This window comes from Bradyrhizobium sp. P3_C3 (assembly GCF_056402655.1).
Genome location: NZ_JBFUGY010000027.1, coordinates 83,866 through 109,371, shown reverse-complemented (window position 1 = coordinate 109,371; position 25,506 = coordinate 83,866). Strand labels below are relative to the sequence as shown.

Annotated in this window: 26 protein-coding genes; 13 read left to right on the top strand and 13 right to left on the bottom strand. The window is 64.0% G+C overall.

Going from position 1 to position 25,506, the window contains the following annotated elements; translation table 11 throughout:
* Positions 1–109 precede the first annotated feature (109 nt).
* The 3 genes from AC1DW2_RS27465 (at position 110) to AC1DW2_RS27455 (ending at position 4,664) form a co-directional block, all read left to right on the top strand.
* On the top strand, positions 110–3,214 hold the full coding sequence (locus AC1DW2_RS27465) for an ATP-binding protein (protein WP_477007569.1): 3,105 nt from the start codon (positions 110–112) through the stop codon (positions 3,212–3,214).
* A 764-nt stretch (positions 3,215–3,978) separates the two neighbouring features.
* A complete protein-coding gene (locus tag AC1DW2_RS27460; protein WP_477007568.1) occupies positions 3,979–4,440 on the top strand; it encodes a universal stress protein in 462 nt (153 codons plus the stop codon).
* Positions 4,441–4,535: 95 nt separating this feature from the next.
* Positions 4,536–4,664: a hypothetical protein gene (locus tag AC1DW2_RS27455; RefSeq protein ID WP_256376431.1), complete on the top strand. Its 129-nt coding sequence runs from the start codon at positions 4,536–4,538 to the stop codon at positions 4,662–4,664.
* A 66-nt stretch (positions 4,665–4,730) separates the two neighbouring features.
* Here the strand turns inward: AC1DW2_RS27455 and AC1DW2_RS27450 are convergent, their stop codons facing one another.
* The 6 genes from AC1DW2_RS27450 to AC1DW2_RS27425 form a co-directional block, all read right to left on the bottom strand.
* Positions 4,731–5,297 carry a DUF1697 domain-containing protein gene (locus AC1DW2_RS27450; RefSeq protein WP_477007567.1) on the bottom strand — a complete coding sequence of 189 codons (567 nt, stop codon included), beginning with the start codon at positions 5,295–5,297 and terminating at the stop codon, positions 4,731–4,733.
* 170 nt (positions 5,298–5,467) lie between these two features.
* Positions 5,468–5,740, bottom strand: coding sequence for a hypothetical protein (locus AC1DW2_RS27445; protein WP_477007566.1), 273 nt, complete (start codon positions 5,738–5,740; stop codon positions 5,468–5,470).
* A 244-nt stretch (positions 5,741–5,984) separates the two neighbouring features.
* Positions 5,985–6,251: a DUF3551 domain-containing protein gene (locus AC1DW2_RS27440; protein WP_477007565.1), complete on the bottom strand. Its 267-nt coding sequence runs from the start codon at positions 6,249–6,251 to the stop codon at positions 5,985–5,987.
* Between the two features lie 250 nt (positions 6,252–6,501).
* Complete coding sequence (locus AC1DW2_RS27435) at positions 6,502–7,011, bottom strand: DUF2867 domain-containing protein (protein WP_477007564.1); 510 nt, start codon at positions 7,009–7,011, stop codon at positions 6,502–6,504.
* Between the two features lie 240 nt (positions 7,012–7,251).
* Positions 7,252–8,142 (bottom strand): sigma-70 family RNA polymerase sigma factor, encoded by an 891-nt coding sequence (locus AC1DW2_RS27430; RefSeq protein ID WP_477007563.1) that lies wholly within the window; start codon positions 8,140–8,142, stop codon positions 7,252–7,254.
* A gap of 20 nt (positions 8,143–8,162) precedes the next feature.
* Positions 8,163–8,471, bottom strand: a complete 309-nt coding sequence (locus AC1DW2_RS27425) for a hypothetical protein (RefSeq protein ID WP_477007562.1) — start codon at positions 8,469–8,471, stop codon at positions 8,163–8,165.
* A 263-nt stretch (positions 8,472–8,734) separates the two neighbouring features.
* Between AC1DW2_RS27425 and AC1DW2_RS27420 the strand changes: the two genes are divergently transcribed.
* From AC1DW2_RS27420 to AC1DW2_RS27410, 3 genes are all read left to right on the top strand, one after another.
* Positions 8,735–10,141: a DHA2 family efflux MFS transporter permease subunit gene (locus tag AC1DW2_RS27420; protein WP_477007561.1), complete on the top strand. Its 1,407-nt coding sequence runs from the start codon at positions 8,735–8,737 to the stop codon at positions 10,139–10,141.
* Between the two features lie 197 nt (positions 10,142–10,338).
* A complete protein-coding gene (locus AC1DW2_RS27415; protein ID WP_477007560.1) occupies positions 10,339–11,076 on the top strand; it encodes an SDR family oxidoreductase in 738 nt (245 codons plus the stop codon).
* Positions 11,077–11,102: 26 nt separating this feature from the next.
* On the top strand, positions 11,103–11,600 hold the full coding sequence (locus tag AC1DW2_RS27410) for a DoxX family protein (protein WP_167768142.1): 498 nt from the start codon (positions 11,103–11,105) through the stop codon (positions 11,598–11,600).
* A 58-nt stretch (positions 11,601–11,658) separates the two neighbouring features.
* On the opposite strand, the gene AC1DW2_RS27405 is transcribed toward AC1DW2_RS27410, so the two are convergent.
* Positions 11,659–12,402, bottom strand: a complete 744-nt coding sequence (locus AC1DW2_RS27405) for a TetR/AcrR family transcriptional regulator (RefSeq protein ID WP_477007559.1) — start codon at positions 12,400–12,402, stop codon at positions 11,659–11,661.
* 128 nt (positions 12,403–12,530) lie between these two features.
* Here AC1DW2_RS27405 and AC1DW2_RS27400 point away from each other — a divergent pair, with 128 nt between their 5' ends.
* The 7 genes from AC1DW2_RS27400 to AC1DW2_RS27370 all read left to right on the top strand — a co-directional run bounded on the left by AC1DW2_RS27400 (position 12,531) and on the right by AC1DW2_RS27370 (position 21,308).
* The gene (locus AC1DW2_RS27400; protein WP_477007558.1) at positions 12,531–13,364 is read left to right on the top strand and encodes a sugar phosphate isomerase/epimerase family protein; all 834 of its coding nucleotides are present in this window, start codon (positions 12,531–12,533) and stop codon (positions 13,362–13,364) included.
* A 19-nt stretch (positions 13,365–13,383) separates the two neighbouring features.
* A complete protein-coding gene (locus AC1DW2_RS27395; RefSeq protein WP_477007557.1) occupies positions 13,384–14,463 on the top strand; it encodes a Gfo/Idh/MocA family protein in 1,080 nt (359 codons plus the stop codon).
* Between the two features lie 100 nt (positions 14,464–14,563).
* On the top strand, positions 14,564–15,232 hold the full coding sequence (locus AC1DW2_RS27390) for an amino acid ABC transporter permease (protein WP_477007556.1): 669 nt from the start codon (positions 14,564–14,566) through the stop codon (positions 15,230–15,232).
* Positions 15,233–15,241: 9 nt separating this feature from the next.
* Positions 15,242–15,883, top strand: coding sequence for an amino acid ABC transporter permease (locus tag AC1DW2_RS27385; protein ID WP_477007555.1), 642 nt, complete (start codon positions 15,242–15,244; stop codon positions 15,881–15,883).
* Between the two features lie 17 nt (positions 15,884–15,900).
* Positions 15,901–16,740 carry a transporter substrate-binding domain-containing protein gene (locus AC1DW2_RS27380; RefSeq protein WP_477007554.1) on the top strand — a complete coding sequence of 280 codons (840 nt, stop codon included), beginning with the start codon at positions 15,901–15,903 and terminating at the stop codon, positions 16,738–16,740.
* A gap of 11 nt (positions 16,741–16,751) precedes the next feature.
* Entirely contained in the window at positions 16,752–17,525 is a 774-nt protein-coding gene (locus tag AC1DW2_RS27375) for an amino acid ABC transporter ATP-binding protein (RefSeq protein ID WP_477007553.1), read from the top strand.
* Between the two features lie 327 nt (positions 17,526–17,852).
* Positions 17,853–21,308 carry a tetratricopeptide repeat protein gene (locus AC1DW2_RS27370; protein WP_477007552.1) on the top strand — a complete coding sequence of 1,152 codons (3,456 nt, stop codon included), beginning with the start codon at positions 17,853–17,855 and terminating at the stop codon, positions 21,306–21,308.
* On the opposite strand, the gene AC1DW2_RS27365 is transcribed toward AC1DW2_RS27370, so the two are convergent.
* From AC1DW2_RS27365 to AC1DW2_RS27340, 6 genes are all read right to left on the bottom strand, one after another.
* Entirely contained in the window at positions 21,262–22,059 is a 798-nt protein-coding gene (locus tag AC1DW2_RS27365; protein WP_477007551.1) for an adenylate/guanylate cyclase domain-containing protein, read from the bottom strand. The two genes, AC1DW2_RS27370 and AC1DW2_RS27365, sit on opposite strands and share 47 nt — an antisense overlap.
* An 89-nt stretch (positions 22,060–22,148) precedes the next feature.
* On the bottom strand, positions 22,149–22,361 hold the full coding sequence (locus AC1DW2_RS27360) for a hypothetical protein (protein WP_014497603.1): 213 nt from the start codon (positions 22,359–22,361) through the stop codon (positions 22,149–22,151).
* 1 nt (position 22,362) lies between these two features.
* Entirely contained in the window at positions 22,363–22,548 is a 186-nt protein-coding gene (locus tag AC1DW2_RS27355) for a hypothetical protein (protein WP_085403277.1), read from the bottom strand.
* A gap of 79 nt (positions 22,549–22,627) precedes the next feature.
* Entirely contained in the window at positions 22,628–22,840 is a 213-nt protein-coding gene (locus AC1DW2_RS27350) for a hypothetical protein (RefSeq protein ID WP_063985337.1), read from the bottom strand.
* A 701-nt stretch (positions 22,841–23,541) separates the two neighbouring features.
* Complete coding sequence (locus tag AC1DW2_RS27345; protein WP_477007550.1) at positions 23,542–24,735, bottom strand: adenylate/guanylate cyclase domain-containing protein; 1,194 nt, start codon at positions 24,733–24,735, stop codon at positions 23,542–23,544.
* Between the two features lie 126 nt (positions 24,736–24,861).
* On the bottom strand, positions 24,862–25,446 hold the full coding sequence (locus AC1DW2_RS27340; RefSeq protein ID WP_477007549.1) for a HutD/Ves family protein: 585 nt from the start codon (positions 25,444–25,446) through the stop codon (positions 24,862–24,864).
* Positions 25,447–25,506: the final 60 nt, after the last annotated feature.

Below are 25,506 nucleotides of genomic sequence, written 5' to 3'. Positions count from 1 at the left end.
GCTGGAAGTATCGAGCGGGACGCGGGGCCACGCTTTAAGGCGAGCTTAATTTGTTCTTATCGTTTCCTTGATTCTGAAGGGTGTGCTTGCTTTCGGGCCCGCGTACCGGTTGAATATCCGCCTTGCGCACACCTCCGAAGGCATTGTTTTGCTGTACCTATTTGACGAGTTTGTCCTCGACACCGACCGGCGGGAATTGCGCCGTGACGGACGTACGATCCCGTTGCAGCCCCAGGTTTTTGACATCCTCGAATATCTGATCCGCCACCGCACCCGGGTGGTGACCAAGGACGATCTGATCGGTGCAATTTGGGGCGGGCGCATCGTCTCGGAGTCGGCGCTCACCACCCGCATCAACGCAGCCCGTACCGGAATAGGCGATTCCGGCGAGGCGCAGCGGCTGATCAAGACTTTGCCGCGCAAAGGCGTCCGCTTTATCGGCACGGTGCGGGAAGCGGCCAGGGAGGTCGAGAACGCGGTCGTACCTCTGAAAACCGAAATCTCCACCCTGGTGGTCGGCCGGACCCCCTCCTTCGCGACGATCGACCAGATGACGCGGCACGTCCTGTCCGGCAAACGGCAGATGACTTTTGTCACCGGAGAAGCCGGGATCGGCAAAACGGCCTTCATCGCCAAGGCGCTCGAGCAGCTGACGGAACAGGGCTTCGATCAGCTCTATGGGCGCTGCACCGAACGGTTCGGAACCGACGAAGTCTTTCTTCCACTCATCGATGCGCTGGTGAGCCGTTATCGCGCAAACGGTCCGGAATTGATTTCGGCCATTCGCGCCCACGCACCCACCTGGATCCTGCAATTGCCAGGCGTCATCGACGCATCGGAACGCGCGGCTTTCCAGGACGAAGTGTTCGGCGCGACGCGCGAGCGGATGCTGCGCGAATTCTGCGATCTTCTGGAAGCGCTGAGCATCGACCGCCCCTGGGTTCTTGTTCTCGAAGATCTGCACTGGAGCGACTTCGCGACACTCGACGTACTGTCTCGCTTCGCGCGCGGGAACGGCAACGCGCGCGTGCTGGTCCTCTGCTCCTATCGTCCGGCCGACAGTTCCGTCGGCGGGCATCCCATCCCTCGCCTGCACCGGGACCTCGAGATTCACGGATACTGCAGCGAATTGCGCCTCGATCGGTTGTCGCGTCCGGAGGTCGAGCGTTACCTGGCATTGCGCTTCGACGACGAGCAACTTGCCTCCAGCCTGTCAAAGCCGGTATTCGAGCGAACGCTGGGACATCCCCTGTTTGTTGCCACGCTGCTCAAGCACTTGATCGACCAGGAGTCGATCATCGAAATGGACGACGGATGGCGCCTGTCCTCACAGGCGGCATTTGCGCAGGACCGCATTCCGGACAGCCTCGTGAACATGATCGGCCACGAGCTCGATCGCCTCACCGACAACGAGCGGCGTCTGCTCGATGTCGCCAGCGTTGCCGGCGAAGAATTTTCGGCGGCCCTCGTTGCGGCCGGCCTGTCCGACGATGCGATCGACGTTGAAAGGGACATCGAAGCGTCGATCCGGAAGGATCAGATCCTCGTTCGTTCGGGGGTCTCCGAGTGGCCCGATGGCACCTATTCGGGCTGCTACGCTTTCCGGCACATTCTCTATCAGAACATCATTTACCAGAATCTGCCGCCCGGGCGCCGCGCACAAACGCACAAGCGCCTGGGCAAGAGGCTGGAGGAGGCCTATGCCGGCCGCACCCCGGAAATTGCGCCCGCGCTCGCACTTCACTTCGAGCAGGGTCGCGACTTTCCGAGCGCGTTGCGTTACCTCCGGGAAGCGGCAAAGAACTCGACGAAACGCCTCGGCCATGCGGAGGCCGCAAGCTATCTTACCCGCGGGCTTGGCATACTCGATCGTTTCGATGCTGCCGACAAATTCTCAACCCGCGTCGCCCTTTTGCGGGAGCGAAGCTGGGCTCTTCGCTCGTGCGGCGACCTCGCCGGCTCCATCCGTGATCTGCGAGACATGATTGCCTGCGCCGAACAAGCGGGCGAGATCAAGCAACAGCTCAACGGCCTCACGGCCGTGAGCAGCCTCTGCTTGCGCGTGGATCGCCACGCCTGCCTTGAGGCCGCTGAAGATGTGCTGTCGCGAAGCCAGGCGCTGGCGGACGACACATTCAAGGCTCTGGTCCAGGGCAGCAGCGCGAGCGTCAACCTGTTCCTCAACGGCTGGCGCAAACAGGACGCCACGCTCTGCGACAGGGCGATCGAGCTGAGCGCGAATGCCACGAATTATGGCATCCTGATCAGGCGCAATGGAATATCCGGTATCGTCGATTGCTGGAGGTCGCGGTACCAGGAGTGCCGCCGCGCCGGCACGGAAGGCAAGCGGTTGGCCCGTCTGGCCGGCGACGTTTACACTTTTGTTCTGTTCAACGTTCTTGAGTCGATCGCGCTTATTCATCTGGGCGAGTGGCGCGAATTGCGACTTGAAATCACGGCCGGCCTCGAACTGGCCGTCAGGAACGCGAACGGCCCCAGCAGCGCATTGTGCCGCCTGACGCTTGCGTGGTTGCACGTCGAAGCGATGGACTTTGATGGAGCCCGTGAGCTCTGCGAAAGCGTCGACGATAGTCTGCTGGTCGGAGATCAGTCGACCTACTTCCACAAGCGGGCCGTCCTTGCCAAGGCCTATGTCGGGCTGAACGACCCGTCGGGAGCTCGCAGGCAATTTGACGACATCGAGCGCCGCAGGCATGAAGAAGGCATCGACATCGAATTTACCGCCGCGACGCAGGTGTATCATTGTCTCGGCGAATATTACCTGCAGGTTGACGACTTTACGCAGGCTGAGAGCTGTGCGCGCCAGCTCCACGACTATGTGGCCACGGCTCCGGATCTCAATCACCTGGCCCAGGCCCACGGACTGCTCGCCCGTACTGCGCTTGCCATGGGCAATTCAGCGGAGGCTCAGTTGCAGCTGTCCCGCGCGCTGGAGATCGTCGACAGTGCCGACTTCCCGATTGCTTCCTGGCGGGTGTACCGCACAGCCGCCGAGATCTTCGCGAAGTACGGCGACGTCGACAGAGCGGCGACGTATCGCATGCGATTTGTCGAGACCGTCCGAAGGCTCGCGCAAAATTTCGAACCCGGGGATCGGCTGCACCAGAGCTTGCTCGCCATGTTGGCGACGCGAACAGCGCAACTGGAAGCAATGACCTCTCTGCCTTCGCGGCCCGACAGTGCACGTCATTGACCCGATCCGCCTCGACACGCATGGCGGCTAGGTCTGCAATCTGCCGCTCAGTCGGCCGAAATGGCGTTAAACTGTGCGGCAAGTTGCGATGAAAATGGCCAAGCTACTTTGAGCTTCGCACCGCGCGCCAATGCTTGCGAACGCCGGCGAGGTCGGATGTTCAGCATATCATCGGGTTATCCCCGTGGTCGCAAACTCCACCCGGTTGATCCGAGGGTACTGGCGCAAATGCGTGGTAGGCCGGCGTAGCGATCGATCGCTCGCCCTCGAAGCGAGAGCTCGCCCCCACGCCCTGCTCGGTGCGCCGATCGCCGGTGCGGTGCTCACGCGCCTGGAGCGGCGTGCTGAAGATTGCGGTGACGACCAGTCCGGTCAACAGGGCCTTGGACAGGACTGACGCAATGGGATTTTTGAATGGTGTCATCGTGGTGGTTCCTTTCGTTTGGGGGATCTCCCGCGAGGCAAGAGATCCGGTCCACCACCCTTAGACGTGCGTTGTCGCGCGCTTATTCCCAAGTCACAAAGTAGTTTCCGAGGCGCGTACAATCTTCTCGGACACGAGACAGAGCTCTACGCCGGATTCGGTTGCCTGCATCGAACGTGAATAAAAGTTTAGTCAGCCGAGAACCGGACGTGTCCACGCGGCGCGCGGCGAGCTTTGTTGAGGCTGTGACGGCGAGACCGAAAACGCGCATGGACCCATGGCGCGTATAAGACCATACTGCCCAGGCATCACTTTGTTCGGAGAGCAAAGGATTGATCGAATGTACGTCAACATTCTCTTGAGCACGGACGGATCGGACGTCGCGCGAAAAGGCGTTGAGCATGGCATTGCCCTGGCGAAGGCGTTGAACGCCAGGCTGACGATCATCACGGTGACCGAAGCGCTGCCGGTCGACTATGGGAGCGGACACGCCTCGGGATGGATTCCGACGCAGGAGGAGGTTGACAGCTATGATGCAGCCTGCAAAGCCCGTGCAGGCAAAGTGCTCGATGAAGCGCGCGCCATGTCGGAGCAGATCGGCACGCCTGCGGAACTCCTGCACGTTCCGAATGCGCACCCGGCGACTGCGATCATTGAAACAGCAGAGTCGAGAGGCTGCGACTTGATCGTCATGGCCTCTCACGGGCGTCGCGGCCTCAGGAAGCTGTTTCTGGGCAGCCAGACATCCGAGGTCCTCGTGTACGGAAGCGTGCCGGTGCTGGTCGTGCCAAAACCGGCATAGTGCAAGGCTTACCCCACGCCACTCGGCTGTTCTGCTGGGCGAGCCCAACCGAAACAAGGCGCCAATCGACCGCTCTCACGCGGCAGGAGAATTTTATGGTCAGTGAAAAAGGCCCGAACATCAAGAAGAAGCAGAAATGCAAAAATTGCGAGGGTAAAGGCTTGCTCAAGAAGGGCGAGAAGGTGGTGAAGTGCCAGCGCTGCAAGGGCACGGGGGTGCGGTGATGTTGAGTTGATGACCGCTCTATTCCCGGGGGATTGCGATGACAGGGCACTTCCCAGCAATCGATTTTATTTTTGATCAGCCCGGCTGGATCGGGCCGAAGTCACGGCATCACCGATTCGCCTTAGCGTATTCGTGTTGCGCAACGTGCCGACGCCCTTCAGGCGCCCCGCGCCTAACGCCGAAAGCAAACGCGATCGCGCTGGATCTCCCGTAAAATGGATCCAGAGATCGCCACCGGCGACGGCTATTCGTTCATCGCTGATATAGCGTGCCAGGGCGCTTTCGCCGCCTTTCGGGATTGGACTGCGCATCACGCGAACGGCGACCCTTTGCGGATCGGCGGTCGCTTCGGCACGAAACGGGTTTGCGCGCAGCAGGCGTCGCCACGCGTCAGCATTGCGAACGATGATTGCGACATGCTTGCCGAACCGCACGTTGAAGGCCGCTTCGAGATTTTCTTCCAACTCGGAAATCGACGCCTTGTCGCTGTCAAACGTCAGATTTCCCGTCGCGCCGACGGTTCTGGGGTCGTGGAGGCCGAGGCCTTGCGCCATGGCACGCAGCTCGGCCATCGCCAATCGCCGGCCGAGCGGGAGAACCACACTGTAAACCAGGGCCACGTAGGTCGTCATCGTTGGATGGCTCTCGTTCTCGGTCGGCTATCCTGACCAGCTTTATCTTTCACAAGGTCAAATATCTTACGGGGTGCAGTCAAGCACTGTCACCGTAATAGCCCGCACCATGAAGCCACTGGTATTCCGGCCGGCAACATCAAGCTTCGTGCAGTATTCTGGGCGATCCATCACAGAAAGGTCGTGAGCTCATAAGCTAGCACGGCTCCGCCAAGACAGCGCCGCCATGGGTTCACCCCGCGGAGAATCTCATCGAGGGCCCAAACGATGAGGCTGCCTTTGAACACGATGTCCAGGGCAAGAGCGGCAGTGCCCGGCGGCTGCCAGACCCAGCGCAGGACACCGGCCACGATAACGACCCAGAGAACGAGGTTGGGGGCCTGGGCGATCGTGATGTCACCGGTTTCGCGGTTCCGAAAGAACCATTGCAGGAACCTGGACATGATCGCGCTTGCCTCTCCGATCGCGAAGATACTCGAATACTCCGGGCGCCGCGATTGCGGCCGTCCCGATGTCTGCTATCGCGGGCCGCATCAGGTCTTTCGCGATTTCGGGAGGTGACGACGACAGCGCTGGATTGCTTGCCATCGACGGGCCGCCTATGCGTCCCGACGCATTGCGGCTGCTTCGGTGGAGCAGCCACATCGAACAAGGGCGCCGTCGCCGGCGCCCTTCATCGCTTGCCGCTCAATCCCGGCTGCGATGCAGCACGTGCCGTTGCTGCTGCGGCGCGTAGGCCCGCATCGGGTTGATACCGCAGCTCTCGTTGGTGCCGCTCGCGGTGGCGCGGCACTGCTCATAGGTGGAAAATTCGCAATTGCCGGGGTAGCCCGATTGGTGGCCCTGCAGGCAATAATTGTCCTGCACCTCGGTTGCGGACACGGCGGTAGAGGATGCCGCGACGGTCAGGGTGGAAACCGCCGCAAGGACGGCGATGGCAAGATGACGATGCATGAGGGAACTCCTGTGTAGCGCTCGCCGGATGCGAGAACTCCCGTGAGCTAACGTTTCAGATCTCGAATACTTCGCAGGCGGAGAGATTAAATCGCTGTTATGTGCGACAGGGGCGGCACGCCCGTGCTCCGCTCCACCACGCACTCCGCACCATCGATAACGCAGGGTGCGTGACGAAAATCCCTGATGGTGGCGGGCTTGTCGCCGACCCAGCACGTACCGAATTTGGTCCAGCCGTCGGCGCGCGACCTTACAGTTCAGGTGGCCAGCCCGATCGCTCGGCTCGACGCAAAGACGACTTTACGATCAGGCGATGGAAGGGTGCGATTCCCGCGATATAGGCTCGCCCTCCCAAATGATTGAAGGTCACGACCGTTGTGGCGACAAGTCGGCGGCACAAGGCGGACTCTTCAACCAAAACGGACAAACGGAAGTCGAGATGGCGATCGTCCTCGCCAAGAATAATCTCATGACGTCGCCGATCGTAGACCCGAAAGAAATCGATCCTGTCGGTCGCAACGTCACCGCGCAATTCGGACGATGTCTTAAGACCAAACCCCGCGACCAAAGTGTCCCTTAGAGCCACCAGCCAGCCGACCCACCGCGCCTGCCCCATAAGCATATGGGTGGCGAGGCGCTCGGCGTCGCCCGTCGCATGGCTCGGTAGATCGATCGCGAATGCGTCAGCGAAGCCCGCCTTGGCGTAGAGCGGCTTGAGCACCGAACGTTGCGGCAAATCCACTCGAGCAACGCGCGCCATAGATGTTCCGCCCGGACTGACTGGAAGCGAAGAGGTGGTGGAGACCAATAGCACCGGCGGGGCTCTCCAACAAGCGATGAGGCCACCGTGCAGGTCGGCCCCTTCCCGCTCAGCGGTCATTGAAACTGAAGCGCAGACCACGCTGCTGGCCTTGTGGATTAAAGCCCACCCGCAATAGGAGGATGAATGGCGCTCAACCTTGTTTCCGTTCGGGTGCGGCGGATGGGTCGCTACGTACACTCACCCTCCATCCACCACGCACTCCGCACCGTCGATAACGTACGCCGCGTGACGAAAATCCCTGATGGTGGCGAGCTTGTCGGCGGACCAGTTCAACAGCATGAAATATTTCGGCCGCCCGCTTGGCTCATTCGGATCGAACACCAGGATCGCGGGACGTCCGTCGACCTGCCCCGTCACCAGGTGCCAGTCGCTGATCTTCGAATAATTGCCGAAATAGCGCGACACCTCGGCCTTGCCGTTCAGCCTGGTGCGGTTGACGAGCTCGAGCCTGACGTCATCGGCGATCATGGCGCGGATCGCGTCGAAGTCGCGGGCATTGAAATGGCCGACATAGGCGTTGAGCCGCGTGCGATCGGCCTCCGACAGGCCCGGCTGCGGCACATCGTCAGGCTCCTCGGCGAACTCACGCAGCTGCGTGCGCCCACGATGCAGCGCGGCCTTCACCGCCGGCAGGCTGAAAGCCATGATGTCGCAGACCTCAGCAAGCGAGCAGCCGAGCACGTCCATCAGGATCACGCTGGACCGCTGCGCCACCGGCAGTCGCATGAAGGTGCGCAGGCTGGTCGCAGCGATCTGGCGGCTTTCCACATCATCGAGCTGGTCGGCAATCATCTCCACCTCCTCAGCCGAATGCAGCGCCTCCTGCCGGTTGCGGCGACGCAGGAAATCCAGCGCGGTGTTGTGCGCAATGCGAAACAGCCAGCCCTCCGTATTAACCGCGGGCGTGACCGATTGCAGCGCTCCCATCGCCTTGATCAGCGCATCCTGCAGCACATCCTCACCGTCGATGACCGAGCCGACCATGCGCGCGCAGTAGCGATGCAGCTTCGGCCGCATCTGCGCCAGCAGCGCCTCGATATCGATGGTGGCCAGTGGCTCTGGCGCCATTGTTCCTCCGCCTCGCCTGGTCAGGACTCGTTCAGCATACGGTAGTTGCCGACGATCCTCACATCACGAACCAGCGGCGGCTCGGCGCAGCGGTCGCGGATGCCGTCCTGGAACGCCTGAAACGCCCTGAGTTTCGGGATCGGGCTCGAGCCGTCCTCGGCCGCGGCCTCGACCAGATGGATGAAGGTGTCGTCCTCCAGCCGCAGCGTCAGATAGCGCACGCCGTCCGGCCCGGCCGCCTCCAATTCGGCAAATACGGCCGAAACCAGCTCGGCGTTCCTGTCGGCCAGCTCGGGCTTGGCCTTGTACCTGATCAACGTCCTTTTCATCGCGCTCTCCTTGCTCATCTCGCGACCTGGCTCGCCCATCGCGCGCCATCTTTCCATTTCGGCATGACCTTCCCGGAAAACCGGTGCCCCGCTTTCCGGATCAAGCTCGCGTCAATGGCCGCGTCATCCCCAAGGACGTTTGGCGGCCGGCGAAGGATGCGGCCGGGAAAAAATTATTTCCGGGCGCATCCTTTGCCCCTCCGACCTCGTCTAGCCGGCAGAACGCGCCGCGACAGGGTGGCGCAACACACGGAGAGAGGGCGATGCAGACCCCGACCAATCGCGCCGAGAAGAACTGGGTGCTTGGCGTCACCGCGCTGGCATCCTTCATGATGGCGCTGGACGCCATGATCATTACGACGGCATTCGCGACCATCCGCGCCGAATTCGGCAGCCCGGTCGAGACGCTGCAATGGACCGTCAACGCCTTCAACCTGACCTTCGCCGTGCTGCTCCTGACCGGCGCCGCGCTCGGCGACCGCTTCGGTCGCCGCCGCATGTTCGCGGCCGGGATCGCCCTGTTCGTCGTTGCGTCGGCGGCCTGTGCGCTCGCCGGCAATGCGACCGCGCTGATCGCCGCCCGCGCGCTGCAGGGCGCCGGCGCCGCACTGGTGATGCCGCTGGCGATGGCGATCCTCAGCGGCACGTTCGGCCGCGAGGAGCGCGCCCGCGCGCTCGGCATTTTCGCCAGCATCACCGGCTGCGCGCTGATCATCGGCCCGGCCATCGGCGGCTTCATCACCGAACATTTCGGCTGGCGCTGGGTCTTCTGGATCAACTTGCCGATCGGGCTGATCGCGATCGCCCTGGTGCTGGCACGCTTGCGCGAAAGCTTCGGACCGGCTGCCGCATTGGACATCCCCGGGCTGTCGCTCGTCGCCCTCGCGGCGCTCGCGCTGGTCTGGAGCCTGTTGCGCGGCAACGCCGTGGGGTGGGCGAGCGCCGAGGTCATGGGCACGCTGATGTCAGGCCTGGTGTTCACCGCCGGCTTCGTGCTCTGGGAATTGCGCGCGGCCGCGCCGATGGTGCCGATGCGGCTGTTCGCATCGCGCGCCCTCGCCTCCGGCATGTCCGCAAGCGTCCTGTTCTACGCCGCGATGTATGGCGTCTTGTTCCTGCTGCCGCAGTTCCTGCAGACCGCGCTGGGCTTCGACGCCTTCGGCGCCGGACTTCGCCTGCTGCCCTGGACAGCGACGCTGTTCGTCACCGCCCCGATCGCCGGCGCGGTCGTCAACAGGTTCGGCGAGCGGCCGCTGGTGGTGACGGGATTGCTGATGCAGGCGATCGGCCTTGGCTGGATCGCGGCGATCGTGAGCCCCGCGGTTTCCTACTCCGCGCTGGTCGCGCCGCTGGTGCTGGCGGGCATCGGCGTCTCGATGGCGATGCCGGCAGCGCAGAACGCGATCCTGAGCTCAGTCGCGGTGGCTGAAATGGGCAAGGCGTCCGGCGTCTTCAACATGGGCCGCTTCCTCGGCGGCATGTTCGGCATCGCTGCGCTGGTGGCGAGCTTCTCGGCCAACGGCGGGGCCTACTCGGCCGCGCATTTCGAGAGCGGATTTGCTGCGGCGATGCGCCTCGCCGCAATGCTGTCGTTGGCCGGCGCGATTGCGGGGCTTTTCCTGCCGGCACGGCGACGGACCGCCAGTGCAGCCGCGCCACAGGATGCGTGACGCTGACACAGGCACGGGGCTGCGGTGACGTTGAGGTGATGACCTCCCTCATGCCAGGGTAAGGGCCGCCAAGCCGTCAGCGGCGGATACCGCACCATTCACTGTTCGCCCCAACCGAACAGTGAAGCCAATTCCAGCGGGATTATCCAGCCAACCTCCCTGCCTATTATCTCCCCATCAAACAGGGAGACCCCACCATGACCACCCAGCATCCACGCACAGCCATCGTCACCGGCAGCTCGAAGGGCATTGGCGCGGCGGTCGCCGAGCGGCTGGCGCGGGATGGCCTCGCCGTCGTCGTCAACTATGCGAGCGGCGCTGCGCCGGCCGAGGCGCTGGTGGCGAAGATCAAGGTCGCCGGAGGAGCTGCGATTGCGGTCAAGGCCGACATCAGCAAGTTGGCCGACGTGCGCGCACTGTTCGACGCGGCCGAGACGGCGTTCGGCGGCGTCGACGTGCTCGTCAACAATGCCGGGATCATGAAGGTCGCCCCATTGGCCCAGACCACCGACGAGGTGTGGGACCAGACCATCGCGATCAACCTCACCGGCACCTTCTATGCGCTGCGTGAAGCGGCGAAGCGGCTGCGCGAGGGCGGCCGGATCGTCAATTTCTCGACCAGCGTGGTCGGGCTCTATCAGCCGACCTATGCGGCTTACGCCGCGACCAAGGCCGGCATCGAGGCGATCACCCACATCCTCTCGAAGGAGCTGGGCGTGAGGCGGATCACGGTCAACGCGATCGCACCGGGCCCCGTCAACACCGAGCTGTTCCACAACGCCAACCAGCACGACATCTCGCCGATCATCGAGCGGACGCCTCTGCATCGTCTCGGCGAACCCGACGACATCGCGCGCGCGATCTCGTTCCTGGTCGGGCCCGATGGCGGCTGGATCAACGGCCAGATCCTGCGCGCCAATGGCGGCATCATCTGAAGCCGCATCGGCTGGAGATCATGACCATGAGCGATGCGATCACGGGCGGGGCCCCACGGCACAGCCCCGCGTCCCTGCTGTTGCCTGGCTTGCGAAATTTCTACGAGATCGCCAATCCCGTTTCCTATGCGTTTCTGCGCGTTGCCTTCGGATTGATCCTGTTCACGCACGGCTTGCCGAAATTGCTCGGCGAGTCCCACGGCGCCATGGCCAATCCGTTCGCGAGCTCCATCAATTTCATCACCAATTCATTGCATTTTCCGGCCCCGGTGGCGTTCGGCTATTTCGTGATGCTGCTGGAAACCATCGGGGCCATCATGCTCGCCGCGGGCCTGTTCACTCGCCTCGTCGCGCCGATGGTCGCCGTGCAGATGGCGATGATCTGCCTGATCCATTATCCCAAATGGGCCTGGATCGATCGCGGCATGGAGTACCCGTTCCTGATGGGCCTCGTTGCCCTGCACATGTCGTTTCGGGGCGGCGGACGATTTTCCGCGGACCGCTTGATCGGACGGGAGCTTTGAAGGCGCGCCGGGCGGCCCTGCCCGCTCCGGCCGCGCGAGGTCTTCACACCGCCGCCGTTCAATCCCCCCGCACACAACGCCACAGCAGATCGGCGATCTCGGCGCGGCGCTGCGCCCTCGCGTTTGACGAGGACATGTCGAAGGCGAATTGCGCCTCGAACGTGTGACGGTTGGCGACCGCGAAGAAGCTCAGCGCATTCAGCGTCATGTGCAGTTCGACCGGATCGATGCCGGGCCGGATCGCGCCGCAGGCCGCGCCGCGCTCCAACACCTTGGCAATCTGGCTGATGCTCGGCTGCGTCATCTCCTTGAGCCTGTGGCTGATGGCCATGTGCCGTCCGCGATGGATGTTCTCGATGCTGACGAGGCGGACGAATTGCGGATGGGCCTGGTGGAAATCGAAGGTGAATTCGGCAAGCCGGCGGATCGCGGCCTCCGGCTCCAGCGCCTCGAGATGCAGATCCTCCTCGGCGGCGCGCATCTCCGCATAGGCCATCTCCAGCACCGCGGTGAACAGCTCTTCCTTCGAGTTGAAATAGTAGAAGATCAGCCGCTTGGTGATGTTGGCGCGGGCGGCGATGGCGTCGGTGTTGCCGCCGGACAAGCCGTTCTCGGCGAACTCCTCGAAGGCGATGTCGAGGATCTCCTGCCGCGTCCGCTCGCGGTCGCGCCGCTTGATCGGCACCGGCTTCGCCGCCCGCACGGGCTGCTTCTTCACACCTGGCATCTGGCCCTTCGGTCGTTCGCGGCGGCCGGTCGCGGCCTCGCCCTCCTCCATAGCGCAATCGTGGGCACTTGACATCAATTATCCTACTGGGTAATTATCAATTAACCTATGGATTAATTATAAGGGAGGAGACACATGCGCCTGATCGGCGACCGCCGCGCCAGCTCCCGACTGCCGCGATTGCCTGTGCAGGCGAGCAGGCCATGACCGCGCTCGGCCTCGCCCATCTCACCGCGTTGGAGCTTGCGCCCACGGCGCTGGTTGCCGAGGCGGCGCGGGCCGGGTTTGCCGCCGTCGCGCTACGCTTTATCCCGGCAACCATCGACGGGCCGGCCTATCCGACGCAGGTCGGCACCGAGGTCCACCGTGCGCTGAAGCGCGTGCTTGACGGCGAGGGCGTACGGGTCAGCGACATCGAGCTGGTCCAGCTCAAGCCCGCCATCGACATCTCCTCGTTCGCAGGCTGTCTCGAAGCCGGCGCCGATCTCGGCGCCACCGCGATCATCGCTTCGGGCGACGATCCGGATCGGTCCCGGCTCACCGCGCGTTTCGCCGAGCTCTGCCAACTCGCCGCGTCCTTCGGCTTGCGCGTCGACCTCGAATTCATGCGCTGGCGCGTGATCGGCACTTTGGTGCAGGCCGCGGCGGTCGTGCGCGACGCAGGCCAGACCAACGGCTCCATCCTGGTCGACGCGTTGCACCTGGCGCGCTCCGGCGGCCGCGCCGCCGACCTGATCCCGCTTCCCGACCATTGGCTTCGCGCCGCGCAACTCTGTGATGCCGCCGTCGAAGCGCCGGCAACGGACGCGGCCATCATCGCCGAGGCGCGCGCGGGACGGCTACCGCCCGGCGACGGCGCTCTGCCGCTCGGCGCACTGCTGGAGGCCCTGCCCGCCGACACCGCCCTCAGCGTCGAGATGCCGTTGCCGGCACTCGACGCGAGAGAGCGGATCGCCACGGCGTTCAACGCGACCAGGAACTTGCTCGAAGGCCAAGCCCGCGGCGCCAGACGCCGCGACTGTCACGGCTGGGCCTAAACCCAACGGAATGCACGAGATGACGAAAATCAGGATTGGCGTGATCGGCGCGGGATTGATCGGGCGCAAGCATCTGCGCAAGCTGGCCGAGCATGGCGACTACGAGCTCGCCGGCATCGCCGACGTCAACGCCGAGCAGGTCGCAGCCGAGCAGCCCGGCGCACGCGTCTTCGCGGATTACCGGAAGCTGCTCGACGAGGCGCGGCCCGAGGCCGTGATCATCGCATCGCCCAATCAGCTCCACGCCGAGAACGGCATCGCATGCGCGCGGGCCGGCATCCATATCCTGATCGAAAAGCCGGTCACCGATACTCTGGAGACCGCCGCCGGCCTGATCGCGGAGGTCCGCAAGGCCGGCATCCGGTCGCTGGTCGGGCATCACCGCCGCCATCATAGGCAGGTGAAGGCGCTCAAGGCGCTGCTTGGCGAGGGCCGTATCGGCGATGTCGTCGGCGTCTCGGCGATCTGGGCCACGCACAAGCCGGCCGACTATTTCAAGGCGGCGCCCTGGCGGTCGCAGGCCGGTGGCGGGCCGATCCTGATCAATCTGATCCACGAGATCGACTTCCTGCGCTTTGCGGTCGGCGAGATCGTTGCCGTGGAGGCCATCGCCGCAAACCGGCAGCGCGGCTTCGCAGTCGAGGATACCGCCGCCGCGCTGCTCGAGTTCGAGAACGGCGCGCTCGGCACGTTCTTCCTCAGCGACTGCGCAGTGACGCCCTGGACAATGGAACAGGGTCTCGGCGAGGCGCCGGAGTTTCCGTTCAGCGGCCAGAGCAGCTACCGCCTGATGGGCCGCCGCGGCGCGATCGAATTTCCAAGTCTCGATCAATGGACGCAGGAAGGCGGCGCGCAGGACTGGAACAAGCCGATCCAGGCGCAGGCCAATCATGCAGCGTCGATCGATCCGTACGTCGCGCAGCTCGATCATTTCCGCGACGTGGTCCGGGGCGTGACGCCGTCGCTGCAACCGGTCGAGGACGGCGCGCGAAGCCTGCTGGTGACGCTCGCGATCGCAGAGGCCGCGACGGCGCGACGGCGCATCGACCTGCGCGAGCGCTACGCGGCGCTCGAGCAAGGTGGGCAGGCAACGACCTAGAGCACGGCTTTCACCGCCGTCGAACAGACGCGAACGGGCCAAGCCACGCCAAGAGGGCGGCCCGGGCACGCCAAGAGGGCGGCCCGGAGGGAGGAGCGAGGTGAACTACAAGTTCGATTTCGGACCCGTGATCGAGGGCCTGCCGGAGCTGCTCTGCGGCTGTGCCGGCACGCTCGGCCTGGCGCTGTCGGGCATGGTGCTGGCGCTGATCATCGGGATCGGCGGCGTGCTGCTGCGCGATTCCCGGCTCGCGCCGCTGCGCTGGCTCGTCATCGCGTTCGTCGAGGCGATCCGCAACACGCCATTTCTCGGCCAGATCTACTTCGTCTTCTTCGCGCTGCCGATGGTGGGCATCCGCCTCGATCCCACGCTGACCGCGATCATCGCGCTCGGCGTCAATGGCGGCGCCTATGCGATCGAGATTATCCGCGGCGGCGTGCAGTCGATCAACAAGGGGCAGGTCGAGGCCGGGCTGGCGCTCGGCCTGAGCCGGACCCTGATCTTCCGCCTGATCGTGCTGAAGCCGGCGCTGCGCGCGATTTTCCCGTCGCTGACCAGCCAGTTCATCATGCTGACGCTGACGACGAGCATCGCATCGGCGATCTCGGCCTATGAGCTGACCTCGGTCGGACAGGCGATCGAGACCAATACGTTCCGCAGCTTCGAGGTCTATGGCGTCGTCACGCTGCTCTATCTCGCGATGTCGTGGATGCTGATGCAGATGTTCGCGCAGATCAACGCGCGCTTCCTGCTCTATCCCGTGAAGTGAGGACGGTGCATGGACAAGAACCAGTTCCTGTTCCTGCTCGGCGGCCTGAAATGGACGCTGGCGCTGTCGGGAATCGGCTTCGCACTCGGCTCGGYCGCCGGCCTCGGCGTCGCGCTGGCACGCACATCGGGCCGGCGCTGGCTCGAACGTGGCGCGGCCGCCTACATCGCGCTGTTCCAGGGCACGCCGCTGCTGATGCAGCTGTTCGTCGTGTACTACGGCCTCGCACTCGCCGGGCTGAAGCTCGATCCCTGGGTCTCCGTCTCGATCGGCTTCACCCTGCATGCTGGCGCCTTCCTCGGCGAGATCTGGCGCGGCTCGATCGAAGCGGTGCCGCGCGGCCAGGTCGAGGCCGCCAAGGCGCTCAGCCTCGGCTATCTCGACCGGATGAAGGACGTCGTGCTGCCGCAGGCGATCCGCATCTCGCTGCCCGCGACGATCGGGTTCCTGGTGCAGCTGATCAAAGGCACCTCGCTTGCCGCCATCATCGGCTTCACCGAGCTGATGCGCGCCGGGACCATCGTGTCCAACCAGAACTTCAAGCCGCTGCTCGTGCTCGGCCTGGTCTGCGCGCTCTATTTCGCGCTGTGCTGGCCGCTTTCGCTCTATGGCGCCTGGCTGGAGCGGCGGCTCGTCACCGCCGCACGATGATGAATTCAACACAGAGGATGACCAAAAAGACAATCCGGTTCAATCGCCGCCACATGCTGGCGCTCGGCGCCGGCGCGATCGCCTCGCCGTTCGTGCTGTCGCGCGCCGCCTACGCGGTGACGCCTTCGGAGATCAAGGCGCGCGGCAAGGTGTCGATCGGGATCCAGGGCGACAATCCGCCCTGGGGGTTCGTCAATTCCACGGGCAAGCAGGAGGGCCTCGATGCCGATCTCTCCGAGCTGTTTGCAAAAGAGCTCGGCGTAGCCGCCGAATTCACGCCGCTGTCCGTCGCCAATCGCATCCCGGCACTGACGTCGGGACGCGTCGACATTCTGTTCGCGACCATGGCGATGCTGCCGGAGCGCGCCAAGGCGGTGCAATTCTCAAAGCCCTATGGTGCCAACATCATCACCTTCATCGCGCCGAAGGAGATGGAGATCAAATCGCCGGCCGACATGGGCAAATATGTCATCGGTGTCGCGCGCGGCAGCGTGCAGGACACCGACGTGACCAAGGCGGCGCCTCCCGGCACCACCATCCGCCGCTTCGACGGCGACGCGCCGACCATGCAGGCGCTGCTGTCCGGGCAGGTGCAGGCGGTGGGCGGCAACATCTTCTACGTTCCGCGCCTCAACGAATCCAAACCCGGCGCTTACGAGAACAAGCTCGAATTCACCAAGCTGTATAACGGCGCCTGCACGCGGCTCGGCGAGAAGGAGATCAACGCCTTCGTCAACGGCTTCATCGACAAGATCATCGCCAGCGGCGAATGGGGCAGGATCTATCCGAAGTGGATGAACAACCCGCTGCCGGCTTTCCCCGGCAGCATTCCCGGCATCCCCTTCACCGTCAGCTGAGGGAGAGTGCCATGTCGGTCGCAGCCCAGTCGGTCACAATCACGGCGGACACGATGATCGCGATGCGCGGTGTCAACAAATGGTACGGCACCTACCAGGTGCTGACCGACATCAACCTGGCGGTCCGCGCGAGCGAGAAGATCGTCCTGTGCGGGCCGTCCGGATCGGGCAAATCCACCCTGATCCGCTGCATCAATGCGCTGGAGAACTACCAGAAGGGCGAGATCGTCGTCGACGGCGTGCATCTCGGCAGCCAAGGCAAGGCCATCGACGCGGTGCGCCGCGAGGTAGGCATGGTGTTCCAGCAGTTCAACCTGTTCCCGCACATGACGGTGCTGGAGAACTGCACGCTGGCGCCGATCCGCTCTCGCGGCATTCCGCGCCCGGCGGCCGAGGAGACCGCGCGGCGGCTGCTCGACCGCGTGAAGATCCTCAACCAGGCGGACAAATACCCGGCGCAATTGTCCGGCGGTCAGCAGCAGCGCGCGGCGATCGCGCGGGCGCTCTGCATGGAGCCCAAGGTGATGCTGTTCGACGAGCCGACGTCGGCGCTCGACCCCGAAATGGTCAAGGAGGTGCTCGACACCATGATCGGGCTTGCGACCGACGGCATGACCATGATCTGCGTCACCCATGAAATGGGCTTCGCCCGGCAGGTCGCCGACCGCGTGATCTTCATGGCGGAGGGACGGATCGTCGAGGAGGCGGAGCCGGAAATCTTCTTCAGGGCCCCGCAACACGAGCGCACGAAAAAATTCCTCGGCGAAATTCTGCCGCATCATTGAAGCCGCGCCGGCGCAGCGCGACGGCGGACCGGTGTCCACCCTTGCCGGACGCCGCACTCCTCCACCCGATACAGCCTCCACCGCCCCGGCCTGCCCCGCGCGCCTTGATGAATGAGGCACGGAACGCTCACGCCGCGCCAGCTTCGCACCAGCTTCACACCAGAAACTGCCGCAACGGGACGCTAGGGTCGCGCTCGGTGGATCCCGCAGGCACGGCTGAACGCGAACTGACGGAACGAGAAGACAAGTGCGATGGACGTCTCCTTCGCGTGACTGAGCATCAGTCAGCAATTTTGCGCTGTCTCCTTTTCCCTTTCTGGTCAGCTTATGAATCGTCAAGAGCGTCGGGCCGCGGCCAAGCAACAATCCAAGACGGTCGTACCTCGACTTTTGCCGCGGCATCTGGAGGCCGCGAAACAGGGCAAATCGCTGTTCGATCTCGGCCGGTATGCCGAAGCCCTGGAATGCTTCGACCTGTTCGCGAAGTTCAATCCTGACGTCGCGGCTCTGCATCAAACGCGCGGCCTTTGCCTGCAGCGCCTGGGCCGGTTCGAGGAAGCGCAGGCCGCCTTTGAGAGGTCCATTGCGCTGAACCCCGGCGAGGCGGAGACGCACAAGAACCTTGGGACGCTTCATGCGAGATTTTACCGGTTCGAGCGGGCCTTGGCGAGCATCGATCGCGCGCTCGAACTTCGTCCGAATTTTTCCGCAGCGCTCAACGAAAAGGCGCGGGCGTTGTGGAGCCTGCATTTGCGGGACGAGGCCCTCGCGGCCTTTCGCAAATCGCTGGCGGTCGACCCGGGCAATGCGGACACCATCTGGAACCTCGCACTGCTGCTGCTCGATCTCGGCCGGCACGCGGAAGCTCTCGAAGCCTTCAACGCCGCCGAGCCGCTGAAGCCGAATTCCGCAGCTCTGTATCAGAAGCGCGGCGCCTGCCTCCGGGAGCTGAACCGGCTCGAGGAAGCGGAGGCCGACTACGCGAAATCGATCGAGCTGGACTCCAGCCAGGAGGAAACGCACAACAACCTCGGCTCGCTTCACTGGAAGCATGGCCGCATCCCGCAGGCATTGGCGAGCTTCGATCGGGCGCTCGAACTTCGACCGGATTTTGCCGCGGCGCTTTCCAACAAGGCGCTGGTGCTGCTGAATCTGCTGTCGCTGGATGAAGCCTTCGCGGCCTTTCACAGGTCCCTGGCGATCGATCCGGGTCATGCGCCGGCGACCTTCAATCTGGCGACGCTTCAGCTTCTGACCGGAGACTTCGAGCGTGGCTGGCTCGGGCGCGAAGCACGCTGGCGAATTCCCTCTTTCGGTTTGCTCGATCGCGGTCTTCCCCAATCCCTTTGGCTCGGCGACCGGCCGATCGCGGGCAAGACCATCCTGCTGTATTGCGACGAGGGCCTGGGCGACTCGATTCAATTCGCGCGCTATGTCCCCATGGTGGCCGCGCTCGGGGCTCGGGTCATCCTGGGGGTCCAGCCTCCGATCCAGCGGCTCCTGGCTGATGTGCCCGGCGTCGCGACGTGTATCGGCCAATCGTCTGCGACGTCGCTGTCGTTCGACCTGCACTGTCCTCTTGGAAGCCTGCCGCTGGCGTTCGGGACGCGGCTCGATACGATCCCGTTCGCGCAGGCCTACCTTCCTGCGCCTCCGGCCGGGTGCGTCAAGGCGTGGGAAGACCGGCTTGAAGACCGGCTTGGCCCCCACAAGCGCTTCCGCGTCGGTCTTGTCTGGTCGGGAAATCCGGATCACAACAACGATCGCAATCGATCGATGGCGYTGCGCACGCTTGCGCCTCTCCTGGATTGCGACGTCCAGTTCGTCAGCCTGCAAAAGGGCGCCCGCGACCAGGACCGGGCCTTCCTCGGAGAGCATCCCGACATCGTCGACCTGACGGATCAGATCACGGATTTCACCGACACGGCGGCATTGATTGGCTGCCTTGATCTGGTGATCTCGGTCGATACCAGCGTCGTTCACCTCGCCGGCGCGCTGGGCGCTCCGGTCTGGACGTTGTTGCCCTTCAACCCGGATTGGCGCTGGCTGCTCAACCGCGACGACAGCCCGTGGTATCAATCCATGAGGCTGTTCCGGCAACCGGAGATAGGCGACTGGGCCAGCGTCGTGGACTGCGTTCGCGTCGAGCTCGAGCGCCTGGTTTCCGCATGGCGGCCGGAAGCACGGTCACACCAGAGCAAAGCGTCGTCCCCCAAGACACAGGACGCGCTGCTCTCGAACCAGCTCGGCAATCAGCTCTGGCAACTCAGGCGCACGGACGAGGCTGTGCTGCATTTCCAGCGGGCGCTGGAGCTGAATCCGCAATATCTGGAGGCGGCGAACAACTGCGGCACGCTGCTGTTTGATCTCGGCCGGTACGCGGAAGCCCTGGAATCATTCAACGTCGTCGAGAAACTGAATCCAAATTCCGCGGCTCTCTATCAAATGCGCGGCGTTTGCCTGCTGGAGGTGAAGCGGTTCGAGGAAGCGGAGGCCGACTTCGAGAAGTCCATTGCGCTGGACTCCGGCCTGGCGGAGACGCACAGCAACCTCGGCTTGCTTCATTCGCGATTGGGCCGAATGGAGCAGGCATTTGCGAGCATCGATCGCGCGCTCGAACTTCGTCCCGATTTTGCCGCAGCGCTCGCCAATAAGGCCGTGGTGTTGTTGAATCAGCAATTGCCGGATGAAGCTCTCGCGACCTTTCACAGATCCTTGGCGGTCGACCCGCACGATGCGCGGACGATCTGGAATCTTGCGCAGCTTCAGATGCTGACCGGAGACTTCGAGCGAGGCTGGCTCGGGCGCGAAGCGCGCTGGAGACTCTTTCCAGTCGATCGCGGTTTTTCTCAATCCCTCTGGCTTGGCGACCAGCCGATCGAAGGCAAGACCATCTTGCTTTATTCCGACGAGGGATTGGGCGATACAATCCAGTTCGCGCGCTATGTGCCCATGGTGGCCGCGCTCGGGGCTCAAGTGATCCTGGAGGTCCAGCCTCCGGTCCAGCGGCTCCTGGCCGATGTGCCCGGCGTCGCAAAATGTATCGGCCGCCCGTCTGCGACGTCGCTGTCGTTCGACCTGCACTGTCCGCTTGGAAGCCTGCCGCTGGCGTTCGGGACGCGGCTCGATACGATTCCGTTCGCGCAAGCGTACCTTCCTGCGCCTCCGGCCGCGTGCGTGAAGGCGTGGGAAGACCGGCTTGAAGACCAACTTGGCCCCCGCAATCGCCTCCGCGTCGGTCTTGCCTGGTCGGGGAACCCGGATCACACCAACGATCACAATCGAACGATGGCACTGCGCACGCTTGCTCCCCTCCTGGATTGCGACGTCCAGTTCGTCAGCCTGCAAAAAGGCCTCCGGGATCAGGACAGGGCCTTCCTCGGCGAACGTCCTGACATCGTCGACCTGACGGAACAGCTCACGGATTTCGGCGACACGGCGGCGCTGGTTTCCCGCCTCGATCTGGTGATCTCGGTCGACACCAGCGTCGTTCACCTCGCCGGCGCGATGGGCGCGCCGGTCTGGACGATGTTGCCTTTCAACCCGGATTGGCGCTGGCTGCTCAACCGAGACGACAGCCCGTGGTATCGCTCCATGAGGCTGTTCCGGCAACCGAAGAGAGGCGACTGGGCCAGCGTCGTCGACCGCGTTCGCGTCGAGCTCGAGGGCCTGGTTTCCGCGCGGCGCAGCCGCGACAGTGCGAGCGACGAGCTTGTAACTGCACTTGCAGGCCCCCTCACGCTTCCACCCGATACAGCCTCCACCGCTCCGGCACGCCCTTGAGCTGGTGCTTGCCGTGATCCCTGAAGCTGATGGTCGATTGTGCCTTCAGCAAATCCTTGACCGCGCTCGAGACCAAGACTTCGCCGGCCCGCGCTTTCGCGGCGACGCGGGTGCCGATGTGGAAGGCGAGACCGACCATTTCGCCGCCGCTGATCGTGTACTCGCCCGCATGCAGGCCGACCCTGATCTCTAGCCCCAGCGTGCGCACCGCCTTCTGGATCGCGGTCGCGCAATTGATGCCGGCCGCCGGCGCCTTGAACGTCGCCAGCACGCCGTCGCCCGTCGTCACGACCTCCTTTCCGCGCGAGCTCTTCAGCTCCTTGCGGACGGCTGCGTAATAATGGCCCATCACCTTGGTCCAGCGCGCATCGCCGAGCTTCGCGGCCTTGGCGGTGGAGCCGACGATATCGACGATCAGGATGGTGGCGAGCGCCCGCTTGAGATCGGTGCCGCGCTCGGCGGGGCGACGCCGGAGCGCGATAGCTCCGGCTAGCGGCTCATAGCGATGGCTGCGGCGCCGCGCGATCGCGGCCTTTGCGTAATCCTGGGCACGCTGCGCCGTGCCGCACCGAACTGTCTTCTCCTGCGGCGAGCGCGTCCAGTAGACCTTGCGCCCGGCACCGGTGCCTTGGACCTCCACGCCGCCCCACTTCAGGAAAACCGCCGAGCCGACGCGCCTGACACACCACGCCTTCGACGTGTATCCCGATACGTTCGACTGATGGACTCCGATGCGAAGGAATTTTGGCATGAACGCGCGGCCAGTCGAAGGAACGTTTGGGCGGACCTGCGACCAACGTATTCGCACATTCCTGCATTGGCAACAGGGCTCCTCGCACCCTACGCGCCTCTGCGAGCCTCCTGCTTGCCGATCGAGCAGCGCCACGCCGCGAGACGTTCGGCTGGATGCTGCGCCATCCATTCGGCGAGCTGCGGCGCTCCCATCAGACAGGACTGCATCGTCACGTCAGCGAAATCCGAGGTCGTGACGATCTGCTCGTGGCAATCTGTCGGCGACGAGAGGCTGCAGAGCACGGCAATAATCTTGATCATGTCACGAGAGCTCCTTCGACGTACTCGGGCTCTGCGTCGCCGCCCGAGTGGTCGACCGCGGCTCGACGGGCCGCTCGCCGTCGGGATCGGCCCGCGGAAACACGGCGTCATAGTTAGCGCGCGCTTCGCGGATCAGCCGCGCACGCTCGCGCTCGGCTCTTGTGACCAGTCGAACAACTTCGCCCATATCGGCTCCACGGGGTGGCAAGAGAGGAAACTGACCAGACGGCCCTGATTGGGCGACCGGCTCACCGCGCAACCCGCAATCACGGGTACGATTCGTATCGCGTGCCGGCCGAACGCGCCGATGACCTCGCCGCATCGACGCTTGATGCCTTTTCGGCGCGCCGCTGATAGTCATTGGCCAGCATCTCGAGACGGGTCGCGACCACGATGTCCGTCATGGTCCGGGCCGCGCGCAGCAGGCTCTGCGCCGTCTCGAGATATTCCTTTCCTCGTCGTGACATCTGCATGGTCATAGGCGCCTCGCGCGGTTTTCTGAAAACATGTCGACAACCGACGGAAATCGACCGAACCAGTCGCGCTCACCCTGCCGGCGCGTCGCCAAACGTTCGACGCACTTTTTCGAGCAAAGGGGCTTTCGCCAAGAGTAGTAGCGGACCAGGCCAAACTTGCCGTCGCACGCGGCACAGCGAGCGGTTCGACTTCCAGAAACTTGGGAACAGTTTGGCATTGTCGTCTCCTCTTGTGGTCGCGTCCGATGTGTCGATCACCTTTTCTGTTGCATCGAGGCAGCCGCATCGACTGTCCTCGACCAAATCTTGCGGCACCAATCGCAACGCCGCCAGTGAAGCCAACCTAGGCGTCCTGCGCGAACATATCTTTCAACAACGCGTCCGATATTGCCCATAAGCACGACTTCCGTCGCGCGCAGGGGACGTACCCCGACAACTGCGCGTTTGCGCGATCGCCCGATTCCGGAACTGGATCAACGTCACAGCGACGCACGCATGCACCGTTAATCACGGCACATCGAGGCCATGACGGGCGGCGATAGCGACCGTCGTTCGGAGATGCCGGGGTGTGCGGGACGATGGCAAGCTGGCGTTGCCGATAAGGAGCTGGATTTCTCCGCCATGCCGCAATCGGCGGCGCGCGGGTCATCGGCAATCTTGCGTCAGCGAGATTTCAACGGGCCGGCTGCGGCGAGCATCCCGCCTCAGCCGTGAAACGCAAACAGCTCGATCGGATCGCTGAAGCCGCGCACCTCGTATTTGCCGACATGCTCGAGCTCGAACTCCCGCTCGACCAGCTCGGCGAAGGCGCGCGAGAGCAGCACCGGTCGTCCCAGCTGCTTGGTCAAGGCTTCGAGACGGGAGGCCATGTTGACGGCGGGACCGATGACGGTGAAGTCGAGCCGGCTGGACGATCCGATATTGCCGTACATGACGTCGCCGACGTGGACGCCGATGCCGTAGTTCAGCGGCGCGCGGCCGGTCCCGTTGTTCCGTTCGTTCAGCGCGGCCATAGCCTGCCGGGCTTCAGTCACGGCGCGCAGCAGGTTTGCGCAGGCGCCGGGCCCGCTGAGCGGGAAAATGGCGAGCAGGCCGTCGCCGATGAATTTCAGGATTTCGCCGCCGTGCCGCGCGATCGGCTCCGACATCGCGTCGAAATAGTCGTTGAGGAGATCGATGACGTCGTCGCGCGGCCAGTTGTCCGAGATCTTCGTGAAGTCACGGAGGTCGCAGATCATGATCGCGGCACGCACCGTCGTGCCGGTGCCGCGCCGCGTGGCCCCGGCCAGGATGAGCTCGCCGGCATGGGAGCCGACATAGGTCTCGAGCAGCGTTCGCGCCAGGCGGTTCTTGACGCGGATCTCGCTGACCAGCGCCAGCACCGGCAGCACGTTCTTGAGCGCAACCAGATGCGCGTCGTCGAAGCCGCCGTGGCGATCGGTCGCGAAGGTGACGAGATGGCGCTTGCCGAGTGTGTGGTGGAGCGGCCAGGCGACGTAGTCGGTCAGACCTTTCGCGCGCATCTCGTCATAGACCGCGTGCTTGCGGCCGAGGGACGGATCGCCTTCGAGGTTCTCGCGGAGTTCGCTCGCGCCGTCCAGCATTTCGCTGACAGGGCTGCCGATGAACTCGGATCGCTCGCGCACGTCGAAGTCGACCCGCGAGATCTTCGCCTCGCGCATGCCATCCGACCACATGAAGGCGGCGCCGAGCCATTGCGGATGCTGGATCCGGACGTGCATCGTCGACCGCTTGAGCGGAATGCCCGCCTGCTGGAGGCGGATGCACATCTCGGCAAAGATGTTGTCGATGAAGCGCTCGCCGCTCGTGCCGTTGGTCAGCCAGTCGACGACGCCGTCGGACAGCGTGGTGGGGCGATTTTGGTCTGGCGCGGTCATATCCTGCCCGTTCATATCGTGGCTTGCGCGGCGGTCCGCATGATCAGAACAGATATCGTGTTCCGGCGCCGCGGCGTCAACCTAGCCAGATGCACGGATTGTGCGCATCCGCCCGGCGGTTGCGATCTAGCCGACGAGCTGAATCGATCCCAGTACCGCCAGCCCTGAGACGAGTCCCAATCTGGACGCCTCGGTCAGCTCGACCTTCAGCGTGCTGCCGTCGGGGATGACAAGATCCTCGCTGTTGAGACGAATGCTGCATTCGCCGGACACCGCGTAAGCCAGGTGCGTGCCGGCGGACAAGGGCCGCTCGCCGGGTTCCCTGAGTGCCAGCAGCTCGATCTCCGCCGCGCCGCGCCGGGCCATCAGGTTGACGACCTCGACGGGACCCGCCTCGAGCTCAGTCACGATCTCCATCTCGCCGGTGAAGCGCACCGCCGTAAAAGGTTCACGCTCGTCAAAATCCTGCGTGGGCGACTTCAGCACCAGCCCGCGCCCGCCAACGACCATTTGCAGGCGGTCGATGCCGGGCATGTAGGAGAAGGGACCGGGCGCCACGATCGGCGTCGAGGCAAAGCGCCAGAGCAGGCTGTCCCAATCCTTCGCCGGCGCGTCGGCGCGATGGGCATCAGCGATATCGGTGAAGATGCCGCCACCGTTCTTCCAGGGCGAGCGGGTGTAATCTTTCGACTTCAGCAGCGCGGTTTTCATGTCTTGAATTTGTCCGGGAAAGCATGTGGCCGAGATCGCCCGCGCATCATGCGCGGGTTG